We start from the raw sequence: 14,465 nt of genomic DNA on the forward strand, positions 1-14,465 counted from the left end.
GACAATAGCACGCAATGATTCAAACGTTTCCAATTCAGTCACGGGTAAACGAAGTGTGTATCTGGTTCTTTCGTTAAGTCAGTCATGACAAGTAAAAAAGGCAAGAATTTCATTCAATGATGGCTCATGCAAGAAAGGATTAAAGAGGAAAATAGAATGTGTCCAGTGTATTTGGAAGCACTATCGATTCAGACCAAAACGTGTCAGGGATGAACAAAATAACCTCAGTCTGTAGTGGTCTAATATTCCCGGACACATCCAAAGCCTGTTAATGTTACAACAATCGATTGAGGTGTAATGCATGAACAATCATCAAACTAAACATCGCTTCTCCACGGAATTCAAATTGGAAGCGATTACACAAGTTATTACACACCGGCAACGTATGCCTGATGTGGCCCGGGTTCTCGAACTCGACCCTAGCACCTTGCGCAAGTAGATAAAACAATATCAGGCCGAACTGAACGGGATTACCCCTTCCGGTATCGCGCTAACGCCTGAACAACAGAGCATTAAAGCGCTGGAAGCCCAGGTCAGGAGTCTGGAAATGGAGAAAGCCATTTTAAAGCAGGCTGCCATGTTGATGAGCGAGATACCCGGCAAGTTTACTCTTTAATCACATGGCTAAGTCGGCGTTGGTCGGTTACTGACCTTTGTCGTCTCTTGAATGTTTCCCGTAGTGCTTATTATGTCGGGAGCCGGAAAGTGATTGATGATAGCCGACTGAAAATTAAGGTGCGGCTCAGGGAACTGTACTCGGCCAGCCGTGGGACGGCGGGGAGTCGCACGTTAATGCACCAACTGAGAGAAGCCGGTATTCCGGTAGGTCGCTGGAAGGTGCGTCGTTTGATGAAAGAGTGCAGTCTGACAAGTCGCCAACCGGGGGGACATCGTTATCGGATTTGCCCTGAGGAATCAGTGGCGTCACCGAACCGGGTAAGACGTGAATTTTTATCCCACGGGAACCGAATACCCCTTTGGTGCGGAGATATCGGCTATACTTTCCTGCGCCCCGCAATGGTTTTTAAATTGATGAAGCGAGGAAGTAGAGATGGACAGTATGACCGAGAATAGTAAGATTGCGCATATGCGGGCGTTATTTAATTTGGCGATAAAAGAAAGAATACTGCCCTAGGAGGAAAACCCCTTTAATGGTGTCGTGGTTAATGTGAACAAGAAGAAAAAGAAAACATTAACCAAAAAACAACTGACAACCTTGTATCTCACGATGGGGCAATTTGAAGAGCGGGAGCGACAGGCAGGGGATAACCATCGTGCCCGCTGTGCATTATATCCGACCTGGTACTGGCTGACGGTACTGGATACGTTGCGTTATACCGGGATGCGGCAAAATCAGTTATTACATATCCGGTTGGGGGATATTGACCTGCATGAGCGTCGGATTATTCTTTGCTCCGAGGGGAGTAAGAACCATTATGAACATCAGGTGCCAGTGGTGAAATGGCTGTATCCGCGACTGGAGATTTTGCTGGAACGTGCTCAGGCTGCTGGGGCAAAATTGAGTGATCCCCTGTTTTGTGTGAACTATTTTACCACCAAAATAGACAGAGGAAGTGAAACCGACCAGTTACAGACGATAAAATCATTCTTTCGGCGCTTATCAAAGGAGTGTGGATTTGATGTGGGCCCACACCGTTTCCGGCATACATTGGCAACTGAACTGATAATTCATTGATTTTGGTTTGGATGGCTTGACAGTTGCAATAGAACTTGTTGTAAGTATTGCGCTCTAACAAAGAAAAGGACATCTGATTTCTCAGATATCCTGAACCTAGAACCCCTTTAATTAACATCGAAATATTGCATGATTGAATAAGGCCATGCGATGCATTTTTAGGTTCCAGCATCGAACGCTCATTGAGCTTTTTATCTCTCAATCAACGCACTTTGAATTGGTGCCCGGAGGCGGAATCGAACCACCGACACGAGGATTTTCAATCCTCTGCTCTACCGACTGAGCTATCCGGGCAACGGGGCGCATTAAACCGTATTTGGTAGAACTCGTCAATAGATTTCTTCTGAAATAGTAATTTATGCCCTAAAATTAGTCTGTTGGCTAAAAATATAAGCAAATAATAACGGAGAGTAGAAAAACTGCTCTCCGTTATTATTTCACTGTCTTAACATTTTAATATTCTAATGATGGTAACTTTTCTGGGCCTTATTTACTTTCATCAGATAGCGGCGTGATTCTACCGATGGATGTTTGGTCGTTAAGGTTTCATAAACATCACCCGGTGCCATGCTATTAATGATTTGAGCTGCTTTTTTCTTATCGTTGGAGAATACCCGTAATACACTGCCAGCACCGCCATTGTAAGCTGTTATTACCGCGTAACGGCGAGATGTTGCGTTAATGATGCCATTCAGGTAGCTGTTTTGTAATATCGATAAATATGCAGTACCAGCATCAATATTATTTTCTGGGTCAAACAGATAACTGCGGCTTGGTTGTCCTGATTTGCCTTTCATTTTAAAGACATCACGGCCAGCGGTATATTGCATAACTTGCATCAGCCCAAGTGCATCAGAACGGCTGACAGCATACGGGTTAAAGCTGGATTCTATTTGCATAATTGCCAGAATCAGGGATTCATCCACACCATATTTGATGGAAGCTTGACGAACCAGCGGCAGATATTTATGTGCACGTTTATCCAGATGGTTCGGCACCAATTGCATAGTGACAGACCAGATTATATGTAAACCAGACTGGCGTTTCTGTAATTTATTGGTAATCAGGTAATCTGCAAAATGTGTTGCCCGCCATTCCCAACGGATCGGCTGACCGTTATTGTCCATAACCTGCCCGTAAAGGAATGGTTCTTTACTGATCTGAATATCGTTAGTATCAGAATAGAGATCAACTGAACCTGGATCATCACCCATTAATAAGGTAGAGATAATCGCTTGGCGCAAATGTGCTGTTGATTCAGTCGGAGAAATTGTTTCAATGGTGATCGTCCCAGCTTCAAAATTGATATGGCTGCGGGTCTGGTATTGATCGGTATATTTAACGTAATCTTTTGGGCCTGCAATTAATACTTCGTGCAATCCCCAAATGTTCTCGATGTTGTGAGCGAACTGGCCCATCAAAATATCAAAGCCGTTGGTATCTTTTATATATTTTTCGTTGTATTCGATATTTTTGGTGTTGGTACAGGAAACGAGAAGTGGGGCAATAACAAACAGAGCTAACAATTTTTTCATCTTACATTGCCATCTGGTGTTGAATACAACATCAGAGCCAGCGGCTCTGATGAAATCTATTGGGTATATATTATTTTTCCAGTGGGGTATATCCATCAATTTGAATATCATGACCTTCGAACAGAAATTTAGCCATTTCCTGTTCAAGTAATTTACGATCTTCCGGGTTCATGGTGTTAAGCTTTTTCTCATTGATTAGCATGGTTTGTTTGCTCATCCACTGTCCCCATGCTTCTTTGGAAATTTCATTGAAAATGCGTTTGCCTAACTCTCCTGGATAAAGCTGAAAATCCAGTCCCTCGGCTTCGCGTTGTAAGAAAGTACAAAAAACAGTTCTGCTCATAATAAATCCTCAAATATAGCGAGTATGGGATTCAGCCCAGTTGTTGCAACAGATATTCAACTGGAGCTGCCAACCCAACAGTCGCGGGTTGCTGTAAGTTATACCAAAGTCCTTTATTTTCATCCATGCAGGCAACAAAAGATAAAATATTTATTTTTATCGGTACGATATCCAGATGAAAATGGCTGAATGTATGGCGGAATGCGGTGAGTTGCTCATGCTTGCTGTGAGAAATACCTGATTGTTCCAGCCAGCCATTCAGTGAATCTATACTTTCAAACTGAGGAAACGCAAATAACCCCCCCCAGATCCCGGTTGGGGGGCGCTGTTCCAGCCAGACCGAATTGTTATGTTGCATCAGCAGGAAATAAGCTGTTTTTTCAGGAATGCGCTGTTTAGGTTTTTTACCCGGGTATTTTGTCCAGCTATGGTTCGCATAAGCGATACATCCTTGCTTCAACGGGCAGATTTCGCATTTTGGTTTACTGCGGGTACAAACCATTGCCCCTAAATCCATCATTGCCTGATTAAAGTATTCCACTTCTTTTGCCGGTGTTACATTAGCACTGATTTGCCAAAGGCTGTTTTCAACCTCTTTTTTACCCGGCCAGCCTTCCACAGCGTAACAGCGAGCCAGTACTCGTTTAACATTGCCATCAAGAATAGGGAAATGTTTACCCTGAGAAAGTGAAAGGATTGCACCTGCTGTTGAACGACCGACACCAGGTAAGGCAACGACATCATCAAATGTTGTCGGGAATTTGCCATGATGTCGTTCCGCGATTTGTTGTGCTGCTTTATGTAAGTTGCGGGCACGAGCGTAGTAACCAAGGCCAGTCCACAAATGAAGGACTTCATCAAGCAGCGCGGCGGCGAGTGAAGTCACATCAGGAAAACGTGAAATGAAACGCTGAAAATAGGGAATGACTGTTGCAACTTGAGTTTGTTGTAACATCACTTCTGAAAGCCAGACGTGATAAGACGTCTTTTCTAGTTGCCAAGGCAGGGTTTTACGACCGTAAAGGTAGTACCAATCTAGTACCACTTTGGCGAATTGCTTTGCTTCTATCATTAGGATAATTATCTTCAGGGAAAATCAGTGTTTAGTGAGCAAGATTGCAACATAGTGTAACCTCGCTGTAAACCGGAACTTTGTTTTCGTGGTATTGCGCAATTTGGGATTAAAATTGTACTTGTAACTTCTGGGCTTGCTAAAATCGTCTATCTTTGGATAATGCGCTCTCTTTAGGTGGTTTGCCAGTAAAGCAGCCATGAATTCCTGAATAAATGCCGTTAAAACTGACAGAAATACTATGATAAATAACGTAATTTCACCAGAATTTGATGAGAATGGCAGGGCACTGCGTCATGTCCGGAGTTTTGTTCGCCGTCAGGGTCGGTTAACTAATCGTCAGCAACAAGCACTTGATAATCTTTGGCCCAAAATAGGCGTTGAATACCAGGCAGAAAAGCTGGATATGGGGGCGCTTTTTGGGCGTGACGCTGCCATTGTGTTGGAAATTGGCTTTGGCATGGGAGCTTCTCTTGTCACGATGGCAAATCAGAATCCTGAAAAAAATTTTCTCGGGATTGAAGTACATATGCCTGGTGTCGGTGCTTGCCTGGCTTCCGCTGAAAATGAAGAAATCCGCAATTTGCGGGTGATGTGTCATGATGCTATTGAAGTGCTGGAGAATATGATCCCAGATAACAGTCTGGAAATGGTACAGCTTTTCTTTCCAGATCCGTGGCATAAAGCACGTCATAATAAACGCAGGATTGTACAGCCACTATTTGCTGAATTGATAAGAAGCAAATTAAAAGTGGGGGGTGTATTCCATATGGCGACTGACTGGCAGCCATATGCTGAACATATGTTGGAAGTGATGAATAGCGTGGATAATTATCTTAATTTGTCTGAAAATAGTGATTATGTGCCGCGTCCATCTTCGCGCCCGGTAACCAAATTTGAATTGCGCGGTCAGCGGTTGGGGCATGGCGTGTGGGATATAATGTTTAAGAGGGTTAAGTAATGGTTAAAAACCGCAGTCGTCGTTTGCGTAAAAAGATGCACATTGACGAATTCAAAGAATTGGGCTTTTCTGTTAAGTGGAGCTTTCCATCTAACACGCCTGTTGATGTTATCGACAGTACCGTTGATGCATTTATTGATGAGTTAATTGAATCTAATGGTTTAGCATTGGATGCTAGTGGTTATTTGCATTGGGAAGGTTTAATCTGCCTGCAAAAAATTGGTATGTGTACAGAAGAACATCGCCAATTAGTTGAGAAGTGGCTAAAGGATCGTGGTATGGAAGATGTCATGACTTCTGAATTGTTTGACGTTTGGTGGGATTGATTGATATATCGCTGTAAAATAGCCTGAATGAATAACAACAGGGGTACCTATTAGTTTTTGGGTGCCCTTGTCTGGAGTAAAATCAGTGAGTAGTACAACGTTCTCTAACACGTTATTGTCGGATATTTTGCGACAAGTTCGCCCCCTGATTGGCCAAGGGAAAGTGGCAAATTACATTCCTGCATTAGCGGAAGTTCCCGCTGATAACCTGGCAATAGCTATCTGCACCATTGATGGGCAAATATTTCAAGCTGGGGATGCTGAGAAGCGTTTTTCGATTCAATCTATTTCCAAGATATTTAGTCTGACTTTAGCGATGACGCGTTATCAGGAACAGGAAATTTGGCAGCGGGTCGGGCAGGAACCTTCCGGTCAACCATTTAACTCATTAGTTCAGTTGGAACTGGAAAAAGGTAAACCTCGTAACCCTTTTATTAATGCGGGTGCATTAATTGTGTGTGACATGTTGCAGTCGCGGTTGAGTGCACCTAAACAGCGTATGCTGGAAGTTGTACGCAAACTTGCTGGTTGTTCTGACATTTGTTATGACAACAAAGTTGCTCGTTCTGAAATGGAACATTCTCACCGGAATGCCGCGATTGCCTATTTGATGAAATCTTTCGGTAATTTCGATAATGATGTGCTCGCTGTGTTGCAAACTTATTTCCATTATTGTGCTTTAAAAATGAACTGTATTGAACTTGCCAGATGTTTCGTTTATTTGGCGAATCAGGGGAGTACGATTGGTTCTGAGCAGCAGATTTTAAGCCCTCGCCAGACCCGGCAGATTAATGCATTAATGATGACCTGCGGTATGTATGATGGTTCAGGTGAATTTGCATTCAGAATTGGTATGCCAGGAAAATCGGGTGTTGGTGGTGGAATTGTGTGTATCGTGCCGGGAGAGTTTACTGTTGCTGTTTGGTCACCAGAGTTAGATCGTTCGGGGAACTCTTTAGCCGGTTGTGCTGCCTTAGAATTATTAGCCGATCGTATAGGTCGATCTGTTTTTTAACGTTCAGGTGGTTTTCTGAGGAGAAAATATGTTACGCAAAACTATCATTGCAGTCTCTTTGCTATTTGTTGCTCAAGCCCAGGCACGTTATGAATGCCAGGTAAACCCACAGAATGACATTATTATCACGCCTAAATCAGTTCAGGTTGTGGGAGCGAGTGGCAATCTCCAGATTTCACCTGATGGCTCGATTATCCGTGACGGTAATCACCTGAACTTAAATACTGAGCAGCGTCAGAAAGCCCGACGTTATCAGCAGGCTTTACGGCAGGATTTACCCTGGATAAAACAAGAGACAAGCAAGCATTTGATAACTGCCCGTAAATCTCTAGACAAAGTTGTGGTTGATACTATGGGTAAGGATAGTAATATGCGTAACCGATTGTCTGAACTCGAATCAGGGCTGAATAAGCAGATAGACCAGATTATTGAAATCCGTTCGGATGGTATGGCATTCCATCATCAGGCGATTAAGCAAGTTGAAAAAGATAGTCGTAGCTTAATTGAACAAAGCCTTGGTGGGGTTTTGCAGGACAGCATCAATGAGATTGGTAATAAACAGTTCAGTCTGAACGGTGATAATAATCAGGCACTACAATCTCTGCTGGGTAGTTTAGGTGGATTGCAGAATAATTTGAAAGCTGAATGGAAAGTACAAGAAGAAGATTTCCAGCGTTTTGGTAAAAAGGTTTGCGGTAAAGTGAGTACTCTTGAACAACAACGAATTGAATTACTTAACTCTATTAAATAATCATTAATAATGACAAATAAGAATCAATTTGAAATTGATTCTTATTTGTATTGACATATTTTTCTTGCTACCTAGAATGCAAATTCTTATTAATATTTTTCTTGGGGCACGATATATGAAAAAGATAATTCCTGTTGTTCTGGCTTCATTATTTGTTGTTGCAAGCCATTCTGCAGTGAGTCAGACGTCTGCTGTATTCACTCCAAATGCTGTTATAGCTCAGGCTGATGATAGGGTTACAGTTAAACATCTCTCTGGTGAAACTGAGGTTAAAAGGAATCCTCAGAAAGTCGTTTTATTTGATTTCGGTACTTACGATTCATTGGCTAAATTAGAATTGTCAGATCGGGTTGTTGCATTACCTATTGATAATACACCTGAATATCTCCGCAATAATTTGCCTAAAGGGGTAGAAAATGCAGGTGGTATAAAAGAGCCAAATTTGGAAAAATTGGCACAAATTAAACCGGATCTGATCGTTATCACTGCCCGCCAAGGCCCTTCTTATGAAAATCTGTCAAAAATAGCACCAACAATTAATCTGGGAACTGACAGCACAAACTACTTGGTTTCAGTTGAAAGTAACCTGAAGTTATTAGGTGAATTGTTTGGTAAACAGAGTGAAGTAAAAGAACAGATTGTTGATCTGGAAAAAATAATTGCTAAAGCTCAGGATAAAGCGAAGGCTTCTGGTGCTAAGGTTTTAGTATTGCTGCATAACGCAGGTAAATTAATTCTGAGTGACCAGAGCGTAGTCTATGACGTGGTTAAGGCACACAAAGCGGAATTACCCGCAACTGCTGATGAGGGTAAAACTAAACGCCGTGTAGTCACTTCTGACATGATTGCTCAGGCTAATCCGGATGTGATTTTAATTATTGATCGTAGTGAAGCAATTCATGCAGGTAAGCTGGACAAAGTACAGTTTGAAGATGATAAAGTAAAATCCACTTCAGCGTATAAGAATGGCAAAATTACTTATCTAAAATCTGATCTGTGGTACTTGTCTGGTGGTGGTTTGGAAAGCTTGACGGCACAAATCAATGCTGTTGAGAATGCTCTTTAATCAGGTGACTTTGATCATGTTGAATTTGTGGTAGTGATTGAAGTTCTACAATATAGGATTCAGATCTTCGCTGACAGTTATCGGTTATTATACTGGTAACTGTCAGGTATTATCAGGCTCTCTTTCTTTTAAGTATTTCATTTGGCTTTGTTTTATTTCAGTATTTGCTAAATAAAGGATTGAGTTAGTTTAAATAATAAATCTGTTATCGGAAGTTTTTCATATATAACCAAATTGAGTATTAAAATAAAGCAAATGTATTATTATGAGGCTTTATTTATCTTCTTATTTTCAGCAATGAAAATTAAAACTAAGGTTTTTGTAAAATTCTGGGTTATTCCACTTGGTGAAATATAAAATAATAACTAGGGGAAATGTCATAATTTTTATATTCAATAGGTGTCCAGTAATCATTATTAATTTTATATATTTAGTATTTAACCTATTTATATTTGTGATATAAAAATGATATTTATATTGAAAGGAACTTATAATAAACAATAAGTTCCTTGATAATTAAATGAAATTAAATATAAAGGTCTTATGAGCAAGTATTGACTGCGTTTGCAGAGTCAAGTGCCAATCTGGCTATAGCAGGACCAGCCAGTGCGATTTCTACAATAAATGCAGCTCCACCTGTAGCAAACCATATAGTTAATTGTGCTACTGCAGTTATTCCAGTAATCATCCAGTTGTACCAATGCATTGTCTCTTTTAAGCAATCAGTTATTCCAGAAATACCTAAAATATCCTCAACTGCGGAAATTAATGACCAAGTATGCTTTGATTTATCAGTAATAGAATCAGAGTTCTTAATGTTATGAACTATAGTAAATAAATCATGTATAGCATCATGACCTAATTTTTTCAATAATATCTGTGTGGCTGATTCTCTTTCGGATTCATGTATGCCCATGAATTTAAATGCAAGTTTAAAAGCATCTGCGACAACTGTACCAATTGCAAGAGTGCATGGAGATTCACCTGCGTACTCTATTAATTTTAATCCTACATCAGTATCAGTTGGAGATGAATTATTAAAATGCAATCTCTTGTAAGCATCATTTACAACCATGTCAAAGCTAATATTTTCCTTTTGATGATCGGAAAGTTGATCATAAAAATCTTGATAATACGGAGTTAGTTCTGTGGCGAGGTCTTCTTTGGACAAGGTATATAACATTTCTTTATTTTCAATATTCATTTTTTACTCCAAGAAAAGTGAAATTAAAATTTTTTAAATGTTCGTGCTTGTGAATAGAAATATAACCAAGCACAAATTAAATATAGTCGTATTTGAGATAATTTAAATTATATTATTGTGTCGCAATTCACATATATTAAAGATTTATTGTTATAATCTTGTGGTAAATATATTTTTTAATTTTATTTGATTGGAATTAATACGTTTATTGATGATCGTTATTAATTATTGTCCACATGGATAAATATATTTACAGGAAAAATTGTAAAATATTAATGTTATTGATTTAGGATGATTATTTTTTCAATATATTGGCATTTTATTGTTTATCATTGAATTGTAAATTATATATTATTTTATTTGTAATTACAGTTATAAAATATAATAACTTTCTATATGGATGTATCTGTTTTAACTAAATATTTAGGTCATTTTTCGGTTATTAGTTTGTCTAACTGCTGGGAATTAGCCTTTCGTAAGCAGTAATCTGATACTGAGCAATCACTCTTACCGTCTGGAAATCCCCACTGCAGCCCAATGGGGATAAATGTATTGTGAATAGACTCGAAACCCTTTCATACACGAGATGATTGTTGTGAGGCTGAATTCTTCGGGGATAATTTTGTGTTAAAGAAATAGCTCCAATAATGAATTCAGGAATAATTTACCTTTCTGCGTAATTTGCCAATGTGTTGTTGTTTCAGCAAGATAATCTGTGGTTAAGGCTTGATCTATTGGGTGGCGGATTGAAGATTCAGATAATCCAGTGAAATCACTGAAATCTTGTTTTGGCATTGCTTCTAGTAAACGGAATCGGTTCATAAAAAATTCAAATGGCCGATCTTCATTTTCTACCTGATGTTGTTTATCCAGATAGCGCCCCTGCATATATCCACGAGGATGCTTGGTCTTTACTGTACGCAGAATACGACCATCTTCAAATGTGATTTTTCCATGAGCACCGCAGCCAATACCAAGGTAATCCCCAAAGCGCCAGTAGTTGAGATTATGCTGGCATTGGTAACCTGGTTTGGCATAAGCAGAAGTTTCGTATTGTTGATAACCCGCTGCTGTCAGCAATTGGTGACCTTGTGAAAAAATATCCCACAACGCATCATCATCAGGCAGAACCGGAGGGCGGGAACCAAAGCTGGTATTTGGCTCAATAGTTAACTGATACCATGAAAGATGCGGAGGCGATAATGCGATTGCCTGACGTAAATCATCCAGTGCTTCATTGAGGCTTTGGCTTGGTAAACCATGCATCAAATCCAGATTAAAACTGCGTAACCCCAGACTGGCAGCTAAACGTGCTGCCCGTTTCGCTTCATCCGGTCCGTGAATGCGGCCAAGGCGTACCAGTTTATCTGGACTGAAACTTTGAACGCCAATGGATATTCGGTTAATACCTGCTTGCTGATAACCGCTGAAACGGTCGGCTTCCACCGTACCCGGATTGGCCTCCATAGTCATTTCAGCTTGCGGCGATACGGTCAAGAGAGTACGAACACCATCCAGTAATTGTTGCATCCCTTGTGAACTGAGTAGGCTGGGGGTTCCACCACCAATAAAGATAGTAGTAACTTCTCGCCCTTTGACCATCGGCAGATCTGCTTTCAGATCTGCCAATAAATGGTCAACATATTCTTGATGTGGAACATCACCTTTCAATGCATGAGAGTTGAAATCACAGTAAGGACATTTTTGTACACACCACGGAATATGGATATAAAGACTTAGTGGTGGAAGTTTAAGCATCACGCAGTGTATCCAACATCATTTTCAGTGCTTGCCCACGGTGTGAAACGGCATTTTTTTGTTCGCCAGTTAACTCAGCCGCAGTACAGCCTAGTTCCAGTACGTAGAAGATGGGATCATAACCAAAACCACCATTACCGGCAGGCTTGTGGGCAATGACACCCGGCCAACGACCATGAAATACTAGTGGAGTTGGATCTTCTGCGTGGCGGATGTAAACCAGCACACAGTTAAATTGGGCCTGACGTTGATCATCAGGAATGTCTTTCATCGTATCTAACAGTTTTTCCAGATTCTGCTGATCAGTGGCATTTTCACCTGCATAGCGGGCTGAATAGATGCCTGGAGCACCACCAAGGATATCTACGGATAAGCCGGAATCATCAGCAATAGCTGGCAGGCCGGTAACTTGTGCGGCGTGACGAGCCTTAAGAATGGCATTTTCAATAAATGTTAGCCCGGTTTCTTCGGCAGAATCTACGTTTAGCTCAGTTTGAGCGACAATATCCAGACCAAAATCAGCCAGTAATTGCGCCAGTTCACGAACTTTTCCGGGATTGCCGGTTGCCAGAACAACTTTTTGCATCATTTTGAACCTAATTTAAATTCTTATTTACTGTATTAGCCATGAGATAACATCAGCACGAAGGTAGTTCAGTGCGTAGAGAATCAAAATGACGATCATTGCAGAGAAATCGAGGCCGCCCATTGCCGGGATAATACGGCGAATAGGAGCCATTAGTGGTTCTGTCAGTTGCATGAGAACATAGTCAATCGGATTGCGCCCCTGGCTTATCCAGCTTAGTAAAGCACGTACCAGTATTAACCAAAATACCAGTTTACCGGCTGCTGTCAGCAATTCGATTAACCCGATAGGAAAGAAAAGTGTGTGGAAAACAACCTCACCGCTATTGAACAAAGGTTGCATGATGAATTTAAACAATACCAGCATGTAAGCGAAAACAATCGAGGCAGTATCGAGCGAGCCAATAGCGGGTATAACTCGGCGTAATGGACGAACGATAGGTTGAGTTATTTTCACAATAAATTGGGCAAATGGGTTATAAAAATCACAACGCGCCCATTGCATCCATACACGAAGTAATAAAACAGCGATGTATAAATCCAACACTGTGGATAGAATAAAGGTTAAAAATTGCATTTAGCAGCCCTGATAAGATTAAAATTGTTTTTCCATTTCCTGTGCCCGGCGAATAGCTGCCTGCATGGCATTGGATACGATTTCCGGCAATTTGCCTTCATAAAAAATATGTAATGCTTCCGCAGTAGTACCACCTTTAGATGTTACCTGTTCGCGCAGGGTTGCAAAAGGGAGATTTTCCTTTGATGCGGCCAGTGCCGCAGAACCCACAGCCGTTTGCAAAACGATTTCACGGGCTGTTTCACTGTCAAAACCTAAACGCTCTGCTTCCTGTTGCATTGACTCCATAAACAGGAAGAAATAAGCGGGCGCACTGCCTGCTATGGCGATAATGTCATTGATGCCGTTTTCATCCTTTACCCAGTAGGTTTTACCGACACTGTTCATCAATACTTCAGTAAAATCTCGGTCAGATTGGCGAACTTGTTCAGGTGCGAATAATCCACTCAATCCTTGCCCAACTAATGCAGGGGTGTTTGGCATAATACGGACAATATTGAGTTTGTCTTGTAATAAAACATTAAAACGTGCAACAGGAATTCCTGATGCGATAGATAGAACCAGCTTGTTACTGAAATTCACCTGATCTTTTAGAGGTTGGCAAACATCTGCCATCACTTGCGGTTTTATTGCCAGAACAATGACATCAGCTTCCTGTGCGTAGCGAATATTATCACTGCTGCTGTTGATGCCATATTCTTTTGCCAGTACATCACGGCGAGTATGACTTGGTGCACAGACATTAATCAGCTCAGCGGGATAACCTCCTTTTATTAATCCAGCAATGATGGCGTGAGCCATATTTCCTGCACCAATAAAGGTAATTTTACGTTTTTCCATTGGGTACCTCGTCGCATTGAAATGGTTAGTTGTGATACTGACGTGAACCGAAAATCGCCGTCCCGATTCGTACTAATGTGGAACCACAGTTGATAGCAGCAGCCATATCATCAGTCATCCCCATTGAAAGGGTATCTATTTGAGGATATTTAGTTTTCAGATTAAGGAAAGCTTGTTCCATTTGCCTGAAAACCACTAATTGTCTCTCATAGTTAGATTCTGGTGCGGGTATTGCCATTAAACCGCGTAGCTTCACATTGGGAAGTTTATTTACTTCGGCTGCCAGCATTGGTAATTCATCAAGTTGAATACCTGATTTGCTCTGTTCGTCACTGATATTTATTTGAATAAGAATATGCAGCGGTTTCATTCCTTCTGGGCGTTGTTCGTTCAGCCGTTGTGCTATTTTCAGGCGGTCAATGGTATGGCACCAGTCAAAGTTTTCTGCTACCAATCGGCTTTTATTAGACTGTAATGGGCCGATAAAGTGCCATATCAGATCATCATGATTTGCAAAATGAGCAATTTTTTCTACCCCTTCTTGCACGTAATTTTCACCAAACTGGCGCTGACCGGCAGTTATTGCTTTTTCGATATCTTCCACAGGCTTGGTTTTACTGACTGCAAGCAGGGTAATTTCTTCTGGAGCGCGTTCGCATTTCTGTGCAGCAATGGCTATGTGGGTCCTGACATCTTGTAAATTTTGTTCAATATTGTTCATGGTGACTCAGGAGAT

At 41.0% G+C, this 14,465-nt stretch carries 17 protein-coding genes and 1 tRNA gene; 8 read left to right on the forward strand and 10 right to left on the reverse strand.

Annotation, left to right across the window (positions count from 1 at the left end; translation table 11 throughout):
* The first annotated feature begins 301 nt into the window (after positions 1–301).
* The 3 genes from EAE89_RS24330 to EAE89_RS23490 all read left to right on the forward strand — a co-directional run bounded on the left by EAE89_RS24330 (position 302) and on the right by EAE89_RS23490 (position 1,696).
* A complete protein-coding gene (locus tag EAE89_RS24330) occupies positions 302–439 on the forward strand; it encodes a transposase (RefSeq protein WP_072161844.1) in 138 nt (45 codons plus the stop codon).
* 266 nt (positions 440–705) lie between these two features.
* Positions 706–1,074, forward strand: coding sequence for an IS3 family transposase (locus tag EAE89_RS05045; RefSeq protein WP_072161845.1), 369 nt, complete (start codon positions 706–708; stop codon positions 1,072–1,074).
* A gap of 94 nt (positions 1,075–1,168) precedes the next feature.
* On the forward strand, positions 1,169–1,696 hold the full coding sequence (locus tag EAE89_RS23490) for a site-specific integrase (protein ID WP_262499879.1): 528 nt from the start codon (positions 1,169–1,171) through the stop codon (positions 1,694–1,696).
* Positions 1,697–1,914: 218 nt separating this feature from the next.
* Here the strand turns inward: EAE89_RS23490 and EAE89_RS05055 are convergent.
* From EAE89_RS05055 to mutY, 4 genes are all read right to left on the reverse strand, one after another.
* Positions 1,915–1,990 (reverse strand) — tRNA-Phe (locus EAE89_RS05055).
* Positions 1,991–2,157: 167 nt separating this feature from the next.
* Entirely contained in the window at positions 2,158–3,231 is a 1,074-nt protein-coding gene (gene mltC, locus EAE89_RS05060; protein ID WP_054477927.1) for a membrane-bound lytic murein transglycosylase MltC, read from the reverse strand.
* Between the two features lie 70 nt (positions 3,232–3,301).
* Positions 3,302–3,574, reverse strand: coding sequence for an oxidative damage protection protein (locus tag EAE89_RS05065; protein ID WP_054477928.1), 273 nt, complete (start codon positions 3,572–3,574; stop codon positions 3,302–3,304).
* Between the two features lie 31 nt (positions 3,575–3,605).
* Positions 3,606–4,646, reverse strand: a complete 1,041-nt coding sequence (gene mutY, locus EAE89_RS05070) for an A/G-specific adenine glycosylase (RefSeq protein ID WP_214085460.1) — start codon at positions 4,644–4,646, stop codon at positions 3,606–3,608.
* A gap of 241 nt (positions 4,647–4,887) precedes the next feature.
* Between mutY and trmB the strand changes: the two genes are divergently transcribed.
* From trmB to EAE89_RS05095, 5 genes are all read left to right on the forward strand, one after another.
* Positions 4,888–5,607 carry a tRNA (guanosine(46)-N7)-methyltransferase TrmB gene (gene trmB, locus EAE89_RS05075; RefSeq protein ID WP_214085461.1) on the forward strand — a complete coding sequence of 240 codons (720 nt, stop codon included), beginning with the start codon at positions 4,888–4,890 and terminating at the stop codon, positions 5,605–5,607.
* Positions 5,607–5,933 (forward strand): YggL family protein, encoded by a 327-nt coding sequence (locus tag EAE89_RS05080; RefSeq protein WP_054477933.1) that lies wholly within the window; start codon positions 5,607–5,609, stop codon positions 5,931–5,933. Before trmB ends, EAE89_RS05080 begins: the two co-directional genes overlap by 1 nt.
* Positions 5,934–6,018: 85 nt before the next feature.
* Positions 6,019–6,948, forward strand: a complete 930-nt coding sequence (glsB, locus tag EAE89_RS05085) for a glutaminase B (protein ID WP_149615994.1) — start codon at positions 6,019–6,021, stop codon at positions 6,946–6,948.
* Between the two features lie 28 nt (positions 6,949–6,976).
* Positions 6,977–7,699, forward strand: coding sequence for a YggN family protein (locus EAE89_RS05090; protein WP_214085462.1), 723 nt, complete (start codon positions 6,977–6,979; stop codon positions 7,697–7,699).
* 115 nt (positions 7,700–7,814) lie between these two features.
* Positions 7,815–8,765 carry a siderophore ABC transporter substrate-binding protein gene (locus tag EAE89_RS05095; RefSeq protein ID WP_054477938.1) on the forward strand — a complete coding sequence of 317 codons (951 nt, stop codon included), beginning with the start codon at positions 7,815–7,817 and terminating at the stop codon, positions 8,763–8,765.
* Between the two features lie 541 nt (positions 8,766–9,306).
* On the opposite strand, the gene EAE89_RS05100 is transcribed toward EAE89_RS05095, so the two are convergent.
* The 6 genes from EAE89_RS05100 to EAE89_RS05125 all read right to left on the reverse strand — a co-directional run bounded on the left by EAE89_RS05100 (position 9,307) and on the right by EAE89_RS05125 (position 14,450).
* Positions 9,307–9,969, reverse strand: a complete 663-nt coding sequence (locus tag EAE89_RS05100) for a hypothetical protein (RefSeq protein WP_214085463.1) — start codon at positions 9,967–9,969, stop codon at positions 9,307–9,309.
* A 627-nt stretch (positions 9,970–10,596) separates the two neighbouring features.
* Positions 10,597–11,727 carry a radical SAM family heme chaperone HemW gene (gene hemW, locus EAE89_RS05105; protein WP_149616047.1) on the reverse strand — a complete coding sequence of 377 codons (1,131 nt, stop codon included), beginning with the start codon at positions 11,725–11,727 and terminating at the stop codon, positions 10,597–10,599.
* Positions 11,720–12,313 carry an XTP/dITP diphosphatase gene (locus EAE89_RS05110; protein WP_149616048.1) on the reverse strand — a complete coding sequence of 198 codons (594 nt, stop codon included), beginning with the start codon at positions 12,311–12,313 and terminating at the stop codon, positions 11,720–11,722. Before EAE89_RS05110 ends, hemW begins: the two co-directional genes overlap by 8 nt.
* 27 nt (positions 12,314–12,340) lie before the next feature.
* A complete protein-coding gene (locus EAE89_RS05115) occupies positions 12,341–12,889 on the reverse strand; it encodes a YggT family protein (protein WP_054477946.1) in 549 nt (182 codons plus the stop codon).
* Between the two features lie 18 nt (positions 12,890–12,907).
* Entirely contained in the window at positions 12,908–13,729 is an 822-nt protein-coding gene (gene proC, locus EAE89_RS05120) for a pyrroline-5-carboxylate reductase (protein ID WP_054477947.1), read from the reverse strand.
* Positions 13,730–13,754: 25 nt separating this feature from the next.
* Positions 13,755–14,450, reverse strand: a complete 696-nt coding sequence (locus EAE89_RS05125; protein WP_054477949.1) for a YggS family pyridoxal phosphate-dependent enzyme — start codon at positions 14,448–14,450, stop codon at positions 13,755–13,757.
* Positions 14,451–14,465: the final 15 nt, after the last annotated feature.

The sequence above is a fragment of the Photorhabdus heterorhabditis genome, assembly GCF_018448905.1.
GTDB classification, from domain to species: domain Bacteria; phylum Pseudomonadota; class Gammaproteobacteria; order Enterobacterales; family Enterobacteriaceae; genus Photorhabdus; species Photorhabdus heterorhabditis.

Excerpts from the sequence above, each read along its gene's own strand:
- trmB (WP_214085461.1), top strand. The coding sequence starts at position 4,888 with ATGATAAATAACGTAATTTCACCAGAATTTGATGAGAATGGCAGGGCA.
- EAE89_RS05100 (WP_214085463.1), bottom strand. The coding sequence starts at position 9,969 with ATGAATATTGAAAATAAAGAAATGTTATATACCTTGTCCAAAGAAGAC.
- hemW (WP_149616047.1), bottom strand. The coding sequence starts at position 11,727 with ATGCTTAAACTTCCACCACTAAGTCTTTATATCCATATTCCGTGGTGT.
- EAE89_RS05065 (WP_054477928.1), bottom strand. The coding sequence starts at position 3,574 with ATGAGCAGAACTGTTTTTTGTACTTTCTTACAACGCGAAGCCGAGGGA.
- proC (WP_054477947.1), bottom strand. The coding sequence starts at position 13,729 with ATGGAAAAACGTAAAATTACCTTTATTGGTGCAGGAAATATGGCTCAC.
- EAE89_RS05090 (WP_214085462.1), top strand. The coding sequence starts at position 6,977 with ATGTTACGCAAAACTATCATTGCAGTCTCTTTGCTATTTGTTGCTCAA.
- EAE89_RS05095 (WP_054477938.1), top strand. The coding sequence starts at position 7,815 with ATGAAAAAGATAATTCCTGTTGTTCTGGCTTCATTATTTGTTGTTGCA.
- EAE89_RS05110 (WP_149616048.1), bottom strand. The coding sequence starts at position 12,313 with ATGCAAAAAGTTGTTCTGGCAACCGGCAATCCCGGAAAAGTTCGTGAA.
- EAE89_RS05115 (WP_054477946.1), bottom strand. The coding sequence starts at position 12,889 with ATGCAATTTTTAACCTTTATTCTATCCACAGTGTTGGATTTATACATC.
- mutY (WP_214085460.1), bottom strand. The coding sequence starts at position 4,646 with ATGATAGAAGCAAAGCAATTCGCCAAAGTGGTACTAGATTGGTACTAC.
- mltC (WP_054477927.1), bottom strand. The coding sequence starts at position 3,231 with ATGAAAAAATTGTTAGCTCTGTTTGTTATTGCCCCACTTCTCGTTTCC.
- EAE89_RS24330 (WP_072161844.1), top strand. The coding sequence starts at position 302 with ATGAACAATCATCAAACTAAACATCGCTTCTCCACGGAATTCAAATTG.
- EAE89_RS05125 (WP_054477949.1), bottom strand. The coding sequence starts at position 14,450 with ATGAACAATATTGAACAAAATTTACAAGATGTCAGGACCCACATAGCC.
- EAE89_RS05080 (WP_054477933.1), top strand. The coding sequence starts at position 5,607 with ATGGTTAAAAACCGCAGTCGTCGTTTGCGTAAAAAGATGCACATTGAC.